The organism is Streptomyces roseifaciens (assembly GCF_001445655.1).
GTDB lineage: Bacteria > Actinomycetota > Actinomycetes > Streptomycetales > Streptomycetaceae > Streptomyces > Streptomyces aureoversilis.
On sequence record NZ_LNBE01000004.1, the window covers coordinates 2,615,218 to 2,629,550 of the forward strand.

Annotated in this window: 8 protein-coding genes; 4 read left to right on the plus strand and 4 right to left on the minus strand. The window is 74.9% G+C overall.

From position 1 onward, the window contains the following. The 4 genes from AS857_RS38165 to AS857_RS28970 form a co-directional block, all read right to left on the minus strand. A partial coding sequence (locus AS857_RS38165; RefSeq protein ID WP_079110704.1) for an ABC transporter permease occupies positions 1 to 854 on the minus strand: 854 nt, incomplete at its 3' end. Continuing rightward, positions 851 to 1,606, minus strand: a complete 756-nt coding sequence (modA, locus tag AS857_RS28960) for a molybdate ABC transporter substrate-binding protein (protein WP_058046135.1) — start codon at positions 1,604 to 1,606, stop codon at positions 851 to 853. The genes AS857_RS38165 and modA, both read right to left, overlap by 4 nt. A 13-nt stretch (positions 1,607 to 1,619) precedes the next feature. Then, positions 1,620 to 2,012, minus strand: coding sequence for a TOBE domain-containing protein (locus tag AS857_RS28965; RefSeq protein ID WP_030366201.1), 393 nt, complete (start codon positions 2,010 to 2,012; stop codon positions 1,620 to 1,622). A 78-nt stretch (positions 2,013 to 2,090) separates the two neighbouring features. Then, complete coding sequence (locus tag AS857_RS28970) at positions 2,091 to 4,748, minus strand: lysylphosphatidylglycerol synthase transmembrane domain-containing protein (RefSeq protein WP_058046136.1); 2,658 nt, start codon at positions 4,746 to 4,748, stop codon at positions 2,091 to 2,093. Between the two features lie 185 nt (positions 4,749 to 4,933). Between AS857_RS28970 and AS857_RS28975 the strand changes: the two genes are divergently transcribed. The 4 genes from AS857_RS28975 to AS857_RS28990 all read left to right on the plus strand — a co-directional run bounded on the left by AS857_RS28975 (position 4,934) and on the right by AS857_RS28990 (position 14,281). Beyond that, a complete protein-coding gene (locus AS857_RS28975; protein ID WP_058046137.1) occupies positions 4,934 to 5,302 on the plus strand; it encodes an MGMT family protein in 369 nt (122 codons plus the stop codon). 196 nt (positions 5,303 to 5,498) lie between these two features. Then, positions 5,499 to 8,990: an ATP-dependent helicase gene (locus AS857_RS28980; RefSeq protein WP_058046138.1), complete on the plus strand. Its 3,492-nt coding sequence runs from the start codon at positions 5,499 to 5,501 to the stop codon at positions 8,988 to 8,990. Positions 8,991 to 9,075: 85 nt separating this feature from the next. After that, on the plus strand, positions 9,076 to 12,771 hold the full coding sequence (locus AS857_RS28985) for an ATP-dependent DNA helicase (protein ID WP_058046139.1): 3,696 nt from the start codon (positions 9,076 to 9,078) through the stop codon (positions 12,769 to 12,771). 82 nt (positions 12,772 to 12,853) lie between these two features. After that, on the plus strand, positions 12,854 to 14,281 hold the full coding sequence (locus tag AS857_RS28990; protein WP_058046140.1) for a dipeptidase: 1,428 nt from the start codon (positions 12,854 to 12,856) through the stop codon (positions 14,279 to 14,281). Positions 14,282 to 14,333: the final 52 nt, after the last annotated feature.

Consider the following 14,333-nt stretch of genomic DNA (forward strand, 5'->3'; position numbering starts at 1 on the left):
CTCCCCCAGCTACCGCTGGGGGTGCCCCCAACGCCCCTTGCCGGCCCCGGACCACCCCGGCCCCTCCCGTTCGTTCGCGGCTGCAGCCAGTGGCCCCTGAGGCCCAGGAGTACGGCTGTCGCGATCAGCAGGAGGAGGAGTGATACCGCTGTGGCCCCTTGGGGGTCGTCCTGGAGGAGCAGGTACACCTGCAGGGGGAGTGTTTGCGTTTCGCCCGGGAGATTGCCCGCGAAGGTGATCGTCGCGCCGAACTCCCCCAGGGCCCTCGCCCAGCTGAGCGCCGCCCCCGCGAGCAGGCCGGGAGCCACCATCGGCAGAGTGATCGTGCGGAAGACGCGGAGCGGCGCCGCCCCCAGGGACGTCGCCGTCTCCTCGTAGCGGGGGTGGAGGCCCGCCAGCGCGCCCTCCAGGCTGATCACCAGGAACGGCATCGCCACGAAGGCCGATGCCACCACTGCCCCTGCCGTGGAGAAGGGGAGGGTGACGTTCATGGATTCCAGGGCCGGGCCCAGGACGCCGCGGCGGCCGTAGCCCTGCAGGAGTGCCACGCCGGCGACCGTGGGCGGCAGCACCATCGGCAGCATCACCAGGCAGCGCACCAGGGACTTGCCCCGGAACTCCACCCGCGCCAGCAGCCACGCCAGCGGCACGCCCAGGATCAGGGAGAGCAGGAGTGCCCAGGCCGAGGCGAGGAGGGACAGTTGCAGGGCTTCGGTGACCGGTTGGGAGGTGAGGCGGGACGGGAGCGTCTCCCACGGGGTGCGGGCGAGGATGCCTGTCAGCGGCAGCAACAGGAACGCCACCGCCAGCGCGGCGGGCAGCCCGAGCGCCAGAGGCGTGCGGGCCCTGGTCACGGCTGCTGGAAGCCCGCTGCCCGCAGGAGCTTCTGGGCCTCGTCCGTGCCGAGCCACTTCACGAAATCGTCGGCCTGCTGCGCGTGCTTGGAGCCCTTGAGCGTGGCCGCGGGGTACGACGCCACGGCGTTCTGCTCGTCGGGCACCGTGACGGTGGCGACCTTGTCCTTGGCCGCGTCGGTCACGTAGACGATCCCGGCGTCGGCCTCGCCCAGGGTGACCTTGCTCAGGACGGCTCGCACGCTGGGCTCCTGGGAGACCGGCTTCACCGTGACGTGCTGCTGGTCCAGGACCTTCTTGCTGTAGCGGCCCACCGGCACCTCCGGCGCCGCCAGGACGACCTTGAGGTCGCTGCGGGAGAGGTCCGACAGGGCCTTGATGTTCTTGGGGTTGTTCTTCGCCGTGGCGATCGTCAGGCGGTTCTTTGCGATCACCTTGGGGGTGTTCGTCTCGCTCTTCAGATCTTGCATGGTTTTCGTGTCCGCCGTCACCAGTGCGTCCGCCGGGGCGCCCTGGCGTACCTGCGCTGCCAGCTCCTGCGAACCCGCGAAGGAGAACTTGACCTTGGTGCCCGGGTGTTCCTTCTCGTAGGCCTGGCCCGCCTGCTTGAAGACGTCCGTCAAGGATGCTGCCGCCAGGACGGTGAGCGTGGTTTCGTTCTTGGCGTCGGCTTTGTCCTCGCTGCCGCAGGCAGCCAGGAGCGGGATGAGCATCGTGCCGGCCAGGAGCGGCAGCGCGCGGCGAGAGTGCATCGGTTCTCCGTGGTCAGGTGCGGTCGATGTGCACGTTGGTGGCCTTCACCCGGGCCACCGCTTCCATCCCGACCGCCAGCCCCAGCTCCTCGACGGCCTCGCGCGTGAGCAGGGAGACGAGGCGGTGCGGGCCGGCCTGGATCTCCACCTGCGCTGCGACGTCGCCGAGCTTGACGGCCGTGATGATGCCGGGGAAGGCGTTGCGGGCGCTGGTGTACGCGTCCTCGCCGTCCGCCGCCTCCGCCGCGAGCGACACCGAGAACGCGGCCAGGTCGGCCCCGTCGATGTGCCGCTTCCCCGCCTCGTCACGGCGCGTCGGTATCCGGCCGGCATCGGCCCACCGCCGGACGGTGTCGGCGCTGACGCCCAGCAGCTTGGCGGCACGGCCGATCGTGTAGGAACGCATATGCGGCACCGTAGGTGCTTGTCCCTCGCATTTGCAAGGGGTTGGGGTTGGGGTGCTGGCAGATGCGGTAGCCCCGGGTTAGATCGCGCCCTTGCGGGTCAGGTGCGTGAAGCACAGCCACCCCGGCAGGACCGGCAGCCACAGCGTCATCAGGCGGAAGAGGAGCACCGCCGGCGTGCCCTGCTCCGCCGGCAGGCCCGCCACCGTCAGGGCCGCGGTCAGCGCGAGCTCCACCGCGCCGACGCCGCCCGGCGTCGGCGCCGCCGAACCCAGCGCGTTCGCCGTCAGGTAGACCACCGCGATGCTCGCGTAGCTCAGCTCGCCGCCGAACGCGCGGATCGCGGCGTCCAGGCACATGACGTTCGCGGCCGTCAGCAGCAGCATTCCGCCGATGCCCGAGAGGAGCTTCTGCGGGCGCTGCGTGACGTCCAGCATGCGCGGGACCACGCCCGCGAACAGCGACCGCACGCGCGTCGAGACGAACTTCCGCAGGACGGGGATCGCCGCCACGACGAGCACCAGGACCGCGGCCGTCAGCAGGCCGCCGATGACCGTGCGCGAGGGGCCGAGCGAGGAGCTGCGCTCGGTGCCGGTGACGTAGCCGAAGGACAGCAGCAGCATGATGTGGCAGGCGAGGCCGAACAGCTGGGACGCGCCGACGCTGGCCACCGCCAGGCCGGGGCGGACGCCCGAGCGCTGCAGGAAGCGGGTGTTCAGCGCCACGCCGCCGACCGCCGCGGGGGCGACCAGCTTGACGAACGAGCCGGCCACCTGGGCCAGCACCGTGCGGGCGAAGCCCACCTTCTCGGGCACGAAGCCCAGCAGGCTGAGGGCCGCGGCGACGTACGTCAGCGCCTGGAAGGCCACCGCGACCGCGACCCACGGCCACTCCGCCTTGTCGACGAGGTCGCCGAACTGCACGTGGGTGAGCTGCGACAGCAGGAAGTACGCGGCGAAGGCGCCGGCGACGAAGCTGATCAGGGTGCGCGGCCTGATGCGCTCCAGGCGTACGGGCTCTATCGGGGCCTGGGGGCGGATGAGGAGCACCTGGCGGCGGATCTGGGCCAGCAGGTCCTCCTCGCGGGCCTCTTCCATGGCCTCGTCGATGGCCCGCTTCTCGGCCTGGCGCTCGGCCTTGAGCGCCTTGCGCCCGCTGACCTCCTCCTCGGCCGCCGCCGCCTTGGCCTCCTTGGCGGCGCTCGCGGCCTCCAGGACCTTCTCGCGCTCCCGCTGGGCCCGCTCGCGGGCGAGCTGGCGCAGGGTCGCCCGGCTGGTGCGGGTGAGGGCGATGGACTGCAGGAGCGGGAGGCTGTCGGCGACGGCGTCCGGGCCTAGGACCGCCACGCCGGTGGCCACGGCGCGCTCGGCGCCGACCCGCAGGCCGAGCGTGACGAGCAGCTGGGCGACGTCCATGCGCAGGACGATGTCGCCGGCCGCGATCTCGCCGCCGCGCAGGTCGGTCAGCACCACGTTGCCGGAACGATCCACCAGCAGGGCGTCGCCGTCGAGCCTGCGGTGGGCGATACGGCGCGACTGCAGGGCATGGACCTGGCGCCACGCGCCCGCCATGAGCTCGTCGGTGATCTCCTCGGTGGGCACCTGCCCGAAGGGGCGGCCGCCGATGTGCTCGTAGACGAGCATGACGGCGTCCGGGCCCAGCTCGGAGGTGGCGATCAGCTTGGGCGCGTTGGCGCCGGCGGCGATGGCCGCGTAGGCGAGCAGGGCCTCCTGCTCCAGGGCCTGGCGCAGGGACTGCAGGCTGCGGCGCTGGGTGATGCCGCGCAGGGCGAGGCGCTGCCAGACGCGGTAGAAGAAGCCCTGCGCCTGCTGTTCGCGGTCGACGACCGTGACGTCCAGGGGCGGGCCGTCCTCCAGGGTGACGATGTAGCGGCGGCCCCGCTCGTGCGGCTCGGTGTCGTCGGCTCCGTCCTCGGCGCGCAGCGCGGTGACCGGCTTGAAGCCGACGCGGCGCAGGCCGGTCAGCAGGTGGCGGCCGGTGGGGCGGACGTTGGGGGAGCCGACCGCGTAGAGCGTGCCGTAGGCGACCGTCCAGCCGATCAGGACCGTGGTGACGATCGAGAACGGTGTCGTGTAGCCGTTGACCAGGACCGCGAAGGCGTCCAGGAGCAGGACCGCCCACATCGCCACGCGCCAGCGGGGGCGCCGGGACATGCCGACGGCCGTCATATAGGCGATCACGGGGGCCAGATAGCCGTGGACCGGGTCGGTGAGGCCGCCCGTGGGCGCGAGCTGGGTGAGGGCGGCGCGGATCGAGTCGGGGGCCGTGCGGGCCACCCACAGGTCGGTGGCCAGGGAGACGCCGTGCGCGAGCACGGCGGCCAGCACGCCGTCGGCGATGCGCAGCCCGTCCCGCTTGATCAGCCGCTCGACGGCGAAGGCCACGGGGACGATGAAGATGGCGATGTTGGCCGCGAGGCCCGCGAAGCTCGCCAGCAGCTGCGGGGCGCGCCCCGTGCTCTCGTTGATGTCCTGTGCGAGACCCGTGGTGGTGCCGTGCGCGAAGGCGGCCAGGGCGAGGACGAGCGCGATGCCGACGATGCCGAGGAGGAGCCGGAGCAGGTCGGCCGGGCGGTGCACGCGGGCGGGCAGCAGCGGTTCGTCACCGGAGACCCGGTCGATCTGCACGCCCCCCTCGTCGCATTCGTATGCTCCCGGGCCGGACGAGGACAGCGCTTGGGGAGCGCGGTCCCCTTCAGGAGGCTCCGCGCCCTGCATCCGGTCCTTCTCGTCTTCTTGGTCTCGTATCACCTGTCACCGCCCGGAAGATGGTGGCATGGCCCCGCCGGGCGAGGGGGCATCAGGGTGCAATTCGGGGGCGCGGACTCCGGATCGTACGCCCTGTAGTGCGGTTCCGCACTGTGCGTGATCACTGGGCGGAGCTGTCGGCGGGGTGCGGCACCATGGACCGGGTGAGCGAGGACGAGGAGCTTCCCGAGTACGCGGAACGTGTGCTGGCGGTCGCCGAGCAGATCCCACCCGGGCGGGTGATGACCTACGGGGACGTCGCCGAGTGGCTGGGCGAGGGCGGGCCCCGTCAGGTGGGGCGCGTCATGGCGCTCTACGGCGGCCCCGTGCCCTGGTGGCGCGTCGTCCGCGCGGACGGCGTCCTGCTGCCCGGCCACGAACTGCGCGCCCTCGCCCGCTACCGCGAGGAGGGCACGCCCCTGCGCGAGGCCGCGCGGTCGGCCGAGGGGCACGTCCCCCGGATCGCCATGGCCCTCGCCCGCTGGGACGGCCGCAGCCCCGGGGATGTGACTCCGCACACCTGACGGCACCCACCGCCCGCGGTCGCGGGACCCGGTCTCACCCGAACGGGTGAGACCGTTGAAGCCGTGCGCCGGCTCCCGCGACGCCCTGCGCCCCGGACGCCGCCTGGCGTAGCGTCGGGAACCGCCGTCACTCCCCGGCCTCCCGCCCCGCACGGCCGCACGACTCCCCGCACCCCCACCAGGACCGGCAACCCACGTGAGCTCCTTCCCGCCTTCCGGCTCGACCCGGCCGCAGCACCAGCACGCACGGCAGCCCTCCCCGGGCTCCTACCGCCTCGTGCGCACCCGGCCGGGCTCCACGGCCCTTCCTGAGCTGGACGCACGCCAGCGCGCCGTGGTTGAGCACGCCGGAGGGCCGTTGCTCGTGCTCGCGGGCCCCGGCACGGGGAAGACGACGACGCTGGTCGAGGCCGTCGCGGAGCGGGTGCGCCGGGGCACCCCGCCGGAGCGGATCCTCGTCCTCACCTTCAGCCGCAAGGCCGCCGTCGAGCTCCGCGACCGGATGGCCGCCCGGCTCGGCGCGGGCGCCGCCGCGCCCCAGGCCACGACCTTCCACTCGTACTGCTACGCCCTCGTCCGCGCCCACCAGGACGCCGACCTGTTCATCGACCCCCTGCGGCTGCTGTCCGGCCCCGAGCAGGACGCCGTCGTGCGCGAGCTGCTGGCCGGCCAGGCCGAGCTCGAGCGCGCCGGCCGCGCCCGCGTGCGCTGGCCCGACGAACTGCGCGCCTGCCTGACCACCCGCGGCTTCGCCGACGAGGTGCGCGCCGTCCTCGCCCGCAGCCGCGAGCTCGGCCTGGGCCCCGGCTCCCTCGGCGACTTCGCCGCCCGCACCGGGCGGCCCGACTGGGCGGCGGCCGCCTCCTTCCTCGCCGAGTACCTCGACCTGCTCGACCTGCGCGGCGTCCTCGACTACGCCGAGCTCGTGCACCGCGCCGTCCTCCTCGCCGAGGGGCCCGAGACCGCCGCCGAGCTGGCCGGCCGCTACGACGCCGTCTTCGTCGACGAGTACCAGGACACCGACGCCGCCCAGGTGCGGCTGCTGCGGGCGCTCGCCGGAGGCGGCCGCACCCTCGTCGCCTTCGGCGACCCCGACCAGTCGATCTACGCCTTCCGGGGCGCCGACATCAACGGCATCCTCGACTTCCCGGACGCCTTCCCCCGCCGCGACGGCGCCCCCGCCCCCGTCGAGGTCCTCACCACCTCGCGCCGCTCCGCCGCGGACCTCCTCGCGGCCACCCGGCTGCTCACCCGCCGGATGCCCCTCACCCGCCTCCCCGCGGACGCCGTCCGCGCGCACCGGGACCTCGCCGCCGTCCGCGAGGGCGGGCGCGTGGAGGCCTTCACGTACCCGACGGCGGGCGCGGAGACCGACAACATCGCCGACATCCTGCGCCGCGCGCACCTGGAGGACGGCGTCCCCTGGCACGAGATGTCCGTCCTCGTCCGCGCGGGCTCCCGATCCATACCGGCCCTGCGCCGCGCCCTGACCTCGGCGGGCGTCCCGGTGGAGGTCGACGGCGACGACATCCCCCTGCGCCAGGAACCGGCGGTGACGCCGTTGCTGACGGCGCTGCGGGTGGTGGCGGAGGACGTCGCGGAACCCGCGGTGGCTGCCGCTCCGAGTGCGTCTGCCGGGGCGCTTGCGGCTCCCGCCGTCATGGGCGACGGCAGCCCGGCCGGGCCTACGGTTCCGGCTGCTGCGGAGGCATCCGACGACAGTGGGGCCTCTGATGGGGCTCCTGCCGCTCCGACCGTCGTGGGCGGTCGGGAGGGTGCCGGGACCGAAGACCCCGCGCCGCAGGCGCGGGCACCCCGCATCGACCCCGAGACCGCACTCGCCCTCCTCACCTCCCCCCTCGGCGGCATGGACGCCGCAGACCTCCGCCGCCTCGGCCGCGCCCTGAGGGACGAAGAGCGCGCCGCAGGCGAAGCCGTACCCCGCCCCTCCGACACCCTCATCGCCGAAGCCCTCGCCGAGCCGGAGCGACTGGCCGTCCACGACCCCGCCTACGCCCGCGGCGCCCAGCGCCTGGGCGCCCTCCTCCGCGGGGCGCGCGAGATCCTCGCAGCCGGAGGCACCGCCGAAGAGGCCCTCTGGGCCCTTTGGGACGGCACCCCCTGGCCCGCCCGCCTGCAGCGCGCAGCCCACCGCGGCGGCGCGGCCGGCCGCAACGCCGACCGCGACCTGGACGCCGTCTGCGCCCTGTTCGAGACCGCCGCCCGCGCCGAGGAACGCACCGGCGGCCGCGGCGCCCTGAACTTCCTCGACGAGCTCGAGGCGCAGGACATCGCGGCCGACACCCTCACCCGCAGGGCCGTCCGCCCCGACGCCGTGCGCCTGATGACCGCCCACCGCTCCAAGGGCCTCGAATGGCGGCTCGTGGTCGTCGCGGGCGTCCAGGAAGGGCTCTGGCCCGACCTGCGGCGCCGCGGCTCGCTCCTGGAGGCCGACCGGATCGGCCGCGACGGCATCGCCGAGCCCCTCAGCCCCGGCGCGCTGCTGGCCGAGGAGCGCCGCCTGTTCTACGTGGCGGCCACGCGTGCGCGCGAGCGCGTGGTCGTCACCGCGGTCAAGGCAGCGGCGGAGGACGGCGACCAGCCGTCCCGGTTCCTGACCGAGCTGGGCGTCGAGCCCGTCGACGTCACCCAGCGCCCGCGCCGCCCCCTGGCCGTCGCCGCCCTCGTGGCGGAGCTGCGCGCCACCACCGTCGACCCCGCCGCCTCGGACGCCCTGCGGGCCGCCGCCGCGGAACGGCTCGCCCGGCTCGCGGCCCTGCGCGACGAGGAGGGCCAGCCGCTCGTACCGGCCGCCCACCCGTACCGCTGGTGGGGCCTGCACGAGCCGACCCACAGCGAGGTGCCGCTGCGCGACCGCACCCGTCCGGTCGCCCTGTCCGGTTCGGCCCTCGGCCAGCTGGGCACCTGCTCGCTGCAGTGGTACCTGGGCCGAGAGGTGAAGGCCGACGCGCCCGCCACCGCCGCCCAGGGGTTCGGCAACGTCGTGCACGTCCTCGCCGACGAGGTGGCCTCCGGCCGCACCCCCGCCGACCTCGCCGTGCTCATGGAGCGCCTCGACTCCGTCTGGGACGCGCTCGCCTTCGACGCCCCGTGGAAGTCGGCGCAGGAGAAGGAGAACGCCCGCGCGGCCCTGGAGCGCTTCCTGCGCTGGCACGTCATGGAGCGCGGCGGCCGGGCCCCCGTCGCCACCGAGCACGCCTTCGACGTCACCCTGAAGGCCGACGACTACCTCGTGCGCATCCGCGGCTCCATGGACCGCGTGGAGGCGGACGACCACGGCCGCGCCTACGTCGTCGACTTCAAGACCGGCAAGGGCACCGTCTCCGCCAAGGACGTCGAGCGCCACCCCCAGCTCGCCGTCTACCAGCTCGCCGTCGAGCACGGGGCCGTCGACGAGGTCTTCGACGGCGCCCGGCCCCGGGCCGGCGGCGCCGAGCTCGTCCAGCTGCGCCAGGGCGCGGCGAAGCGGGACGGCGGCGACGCCGTGCCGAAGGTGCAGGGCCAGGAGCCGCTGGGCGAGGGCGAGTGGGTCGGCGGGCTGCTCGCCGAGGCGGCGGGCCGGGTCCTGGAGGAGCGGTTCGCCCCCCGCCCCGGCCAGCACTGCTCGCACTGCTCCTTCCGGGCCTCCTGCACGGCCCTGCCCGAGGGCCGGCAGATCGTCGAATAGCCCGGCCCTCGAAGAGAGGCGGGGAGAGGCGCTCTGACCTGCGGCGATGCCGATATGTCAGTGGCGGCCGTTAGCGTGGTGTGCCGTGACCCCGCGCCTGACCGACCCCGAGCAGCTCAAGGAGCTCCTCGGCATCCCGTTCACCCCGGAGCAGACGGCCTGCATCACCGCGCCGCCCGCCCCGCAGGTCATCGTGGCCGGCGCCGGGTCCGGCAAGACCACGGTGATGGCCGCGCGCGTGGTCTGGCTCGTCGGCACCGGGCAGGTCGCCCCCGAGCAGGTCCTCGGCCTCACCTTCACCAACAAGGCCGCCGGCGAGCTGTCCGAGCGCGTCCGCAAGGCCCTCGTCGCGGCCGGCGTCACCGACCCCGACCCCGAGCCCGCCGCCGACCCCGACCAGGCCCCCGGCGAGCCGCAGATCTCCACGTACCACGCCTTCGCCGGCCGCCTCCTGAAGGAGCACGGCCTGCGCATCGGCCTGGAGCCCGGCGCCCGCCTCCTCGCCGACGCCACCCGCTTCCAGCTCGCCGCCCGCGTCCTGCGCGGCTCCCCGGGCCCCTTCCCGGCCCTCACCCGCTCCTTCGGCGACCTCGTCGCCGACCTCCTGGCCCTCGACGGCGAGCTCGCCGAGCACCTCGTGCCGGCCGAGCGCCTCCGCGCCCACGACCGCGAGCTGCTGGCCGCCCTGGAGGGCTCCCGGCTCACCAACGCCGACCTGCGCAAGGTCCCCGAGACCGCCCGCGCCCGCCTCGAACTGCTGGAGCTCGTCGGCGGCTACCGCGCGGAGAAGCGCAAGCGCGACCTGCTCGACTTCGGCGACCAGATCGCCCTCTCCGCCGAGCTCGCCCGCAGCCGCCCCGAAGTGGGCCGGATCCTGCGCGAGCAGTTCGCGGTCGTCCTCCTCGACGAGTACCAGGACACCTCCGTCGCCCAGCGCCTCCTGCTCTCCGGCCTCTTCGGCGGCGGCACCGGCCACGCCGTCACCGCCGTCGGCGACCCCTGCCAGGCCATCTACGGCTGGCGCGGCGCCTCCGTCGCCAACCTGGACGACTTCCCGCAGCACTTCCCCTTCGCCGACGGCAGCCCCGCCCGGCGCTTCGCGCTCAGCGAGAACCGGCGCAGCGGCGGCCGCCTCCTCGACCTCGCCAACGGCCTCGCCACCGAGCTGCGCGAGCGCCACGAGGGAGTCGAGGCCCTGCGCCCCGCCCCGGGCGCCGAGCGGGACGGCGTGGTGCGCTGCGCCCTGCTGCCCACCCACGCCGAGGAGCTGGAGTGGCTCGCCGACTCCCTCGCCCACCTCGTGCGCACCGGCACCCGCCCCGGCGACATCGCCGTCCTGTGCCGCACCGCAGCCGACTTCGCGCAGATCCAGGGCGCGCTCGTGCGGCGCGACCTGCCCGTCGAGGTCGTCGGCCTGTCCGGGCTGCTGCACCTGCCCGAGATCGCCGACCTCGTCGCCGTCTGCGAGGTCCTCCAGGACCCCGCCGCCAACGCCTCCCTGGTCCGGCTGCTGATCGGCCCGCGCTGGCGCATCGGCCCCCGCGACCTCGCGCTCCTCGGCCGCCGCGCCCGCACGCTCGTGCCCTACGGCAGCGCGGGCGGCGACCCCGAGCGCCGCCTCGCCGAGGCCGTCGAGGGCACCGACCCCGCCGAGACGGTCTCCCTCGCCGACGCGCTCGACACCTTCCTCGCCGCCGACGCCCCGGGCACCCCTCAGGACGGACTGCCGTTCTCGGCCGAGGCCCGGGTCCGCTTCGCCCGCCTCGCCGCCGAACTGCGCGACCTGCGCCGCTCCCTGGCCGACCCCCTCATGGACGTCCTCCACCGCGTCCTGGCCGTCACCGGCCTGGAGGTCGAGCTGTCCGCCTCGCCGCACGCCCTGGCCGCCCGCCGCCGCGAGACCCTCTCGCACTTCATGGACATCGCCGCGGGCTTCGCCGCCGTCGACGGCGAGACCACCCTGCTCGCCTTCCTCGGCTTCCTGCGCACCGCCGCGCAGTACGAGAAGGGCCTCGACAGCTCCCTCCCCGGAGGGGAGGACACCGTCAAGGTCCTCACCGCGCACAAGTCCAAGGGCCTGGAGTGGGACGTCGTCGCCGTCCCCGGCCTCGTCGAGCGCACCTTCCCCAGCGAGCAGTCCCGCGACTCCTGGACCGCCCAGGCCAAGGTCCTCCCGCACGCCCTGCGCGGCGACGCCGACACCCTGCCCGACGTCGCCGCGTGGGACGCCAAGGGCATGAGCGCCTTCAAGGCCGCCATGAAGGAACACCAGCGCATCGAGGAACTCCGCCTCGGCTACGTCACCTTCACCCGCCCCCGCTCCCTGCTCCTCGGCTCCGGCCACTGGTGGGGCCCCAGCCAGAAGAAGCCCCGCGGGCCGTCCGCGTTCCTCGAAGCCCTCCGCGCGCACTGCGAGGCCGGCCACGGCGAGATCGAGGCCTGGGCCGCCCCTCCGGAGGAGGACGCCGAGAACCCCGCGCTGCAGGAGGACGAGACCGACCGCTCCTGGCCGCTGCCCCTGGACCCGGAATCCCTCGCCCGCCGCCGCGCCGCGGCGGACGCGGTGCTCGCGCACCTGGAGCGGCTGGAGAGCGGGGTCGCCGCGGGCGCCGGTGCGCCGACGTCCCACGACGGCTTCCGCACGCCCGCCGGGGACGCCGGCCCCGCCGACGATCCGGAGTGGCCGACCCCGCCGCCGGACGACGAGGACTTCGACACGTACGCACCGGAGCCGGCCCCGCACGAGGACGAGCACCTTGCCGACCCTGACGCGTGGGACGCCTTGCCGACGGCCCGGCCGGACGACCCGGTGCCTGGTGCAGACCCCGAGCGCCTCGCCGGCCCCGGCACCCGGGACGCCCTCCCGGCTGCCCGCCAGGAGGCCACCACAACTCCCGGTGCACCCGGGGACGCGCCGATGTCGCCCGCCCGCGGCGGCCCGGTGCTGCCCGGACCCCGCCGCGCACCCGGCACCCCTGAGCCCGCGCGGGACGATCACGCTCCCGCCCGGTCCGGCCCCGCCGGCGGGCTGCCCCACCCGGCGCCGGAGCCCGACGGGCTCCCGGCGTCAGTGCTCGTGCCCGAAGAGGCCCGCCTGGCCGCCTCCTGGGACCGGGATCTCGACGCCCTGGCGGGCGAGCTCCGCCGGGCACGCGCGCGTGAGCGCGACGTGCCCCTGCCCGCTTCGCTCAGCGCGTGGCAGCTGGTCCGGCTCGCCGCGGACCCCGACGGGTTCGCGCGCGAGCTCGCCCGGCCCATGCCACGCCCGCCGCAGCCCGCGGCCCGCCGCGGCACCCGCTTCCACGCCTGGATCGAATCCCGCTTCGAGCCGCTGCCGCTGCCCCTGCTCGGCCCCGACGAGCTGCCCGGCGGCGCGGAGGACGGCTTCGGCCCGGAGATCGCCGACGAGCAGGACCTCGCCGAGCTCAAGGAGGCCTTCGAGCGCACCCCGTACGCCCGCCGCGTGCCCCACCGGATCGAGGTGCCCGTCCAGCTCACCCTCGCGGGCCGGGTCGTCCGCGGCCGCATCGACGCGGTCTACCGCGACCGCGGCCCCGACGGCGACACGTACGAGATCGTCGACTGGAAGACCAGCCGCGCCCACGACGCCGACCCCCTGCAGCTCGCGATCTACCGCGTCGCCTGGGCCGAGCAGCACGGGATCCCGCTGTCCTCGGTCACGGCCGCCTTCGTCTACGTGCGCGACGGCGGGACGGTCCGCCCGGACGGCCTCCCCGACCGCGCCGGGCTGGAGCGGCTCCTCCTGGGGGAGCACCCGTGACCAGGCGCGATGACGGAAGGTGTGTCCGGCGGTACGCCGGGCCGGTCATGGTCACGCCGTGTGTCCGGATAGGCTCGACGGCATGAGCGAGACTCCGGACAGCGCCGTCCGCGCGTTTATCGAAGGCCACCGCGCCGCGTTCCTCGACGATCTCGTCGAGTGGCTCCGCATCCCCTCCGTGTCGGCCGACCCCGGCCGTTCCGGGGACGTGCGCCGCAGCGCGGACTGGCTGGCCGCGAAGCTCACGGAGACCGGCTTCCCGACCGCGGAGGTCTGGGAGACCGACGGCGCACCGGCGGTGTTCGCCGAGTGGCCCTCGGGCGACGAGGGGGCGCCGACCGTCCTGGTCTACGGCCACCACGACGTCCAGCCCGCGGCCCGTGAGGACGGCTGGCACACCGAGCCCTTCGAGCCCGTCTTCAAGGACGGCCGGCTGTACGCCCGCGGCGCCGCCGACGACAAGGGCCAGGTCTTCTTCCACACGCTCGGCGTCCGCGCCCACCTGGCCGCCACCGGCCGCACGGCGCCCGCGGTCAACCTCAAGCTGCTCATCGAGGGCGAGGAGGAGTCCGGCTCGGAGCACTTCGCCGACCTCGTCCGGGCCCGCGCCGGCCGCCTCGCGTGCGACGCGGTCATCGTCTCGGACACCGGCATGTGGTCCGAGGACACCCCGACCGTCTGCACCGGCATGCGCGGCCTCGCCGACTGCCAGATCGACCTCTACGGCCCGGACCAGGACATCCACTCCGGCTCCTTCGGCGGCGCGGTGCCCAACCCCGCCATGGAGGCCGCCCGGCTCGCCGCCGCCCTGCACGACGAGAACCTCCGCGTGGCGATCCCCGGCTTCTACGACGGTGTCGTCGAGCTCACCGACCGCGAGCGCGAGCTCTTCGCCGAGCTGCCCTTCGACGAGAAGCAGTGGCTGCGCACCGCCCACTCGCACGCCCCCCTGGGCGAGGCGGGTTACAGCACCCTGGAGCGCATCTGGGCCCGCCCCACCGCCGAGGTCAACGGCATGGGCGGCGGCTACCAGGGCCCCGGCGGGAAGACCATCGTCCCGTCCACCGCCCAGCTGAAGCTGTCCTTCCGGCTCGTGGCGGGCCAGGACACCGACCAGGTCCAGCAGGCCGTGCGCCGGTGGGTGGCCGGCACCCTGCCGGACGGCATCCGCCACGAGATCACCTTCTGGGGCGCGACCCGCCCCTGCCTGACCCCGCTGGACCACCCGTACCTCCGGTCGGTGGTGCGGGCCATGGAGCGCGCCTTCGGCAAGAAGGTCCGCTTCACCCGCGAGGGCGGCTCCGGCCCCGCCGCGGACCTGCAGGACGTGCTCGGCGTCCCGGTGCTCTTCCTCGGCATCTCGGTGCCCTCGGACGGCTGGCACGCGCCGAACGAGAAGGTCGAGCTGGACCTCCTGATGAAGGGCGTCGAGACCTCCGCCCACCTGTGGTCCGACCTCGCGGCCGCGGGCGCGTCCGGGACGGGGCCCGGGGGAGGGCTCGCCGGCTAGTCCGCGCACCACAGACCATTCGCAGGGATTCGTAGGGGGAGTTGGAAGCAGC

Coding starts and splice junctions, on each gene's coding strand:
- AS857_RS28990 (WP_058046140.1), top strand. CDS start 12,854: ATGAGCGAGACTCCGGACAGCGCCGTCCGCGCGTTTATCGAAGGCCAC.
- modA (WP_058046135.1), bottom strand. CDS start 1,606: ATGCACTCTCGCCGCGCGCTGCCGCTCCTGGCCGGCACGATGCTCATC.
- AS857_RS28970 (WP_058046136.1), bottom strand. CDS start 4,748: ATGCAGGGCGCGGAGCCTCCTGAAGGGGACCGCGCTCCCCAAGCGCTG.
- AS857_RS28975 (WP_058046137.1), top strand. CDS start 4,934: ATGGACCGGGTGAGCGAGGACGAGGAGCTTCCCGAGTACGCGGAACGT.
- AS857_RS28965 (WP_030366201.1), bottom strand. CDS start 2,012: ATGCGTTCCTACACGATCGGCCGTGCCGCCAAGCTGCTGGGCGTCAGC.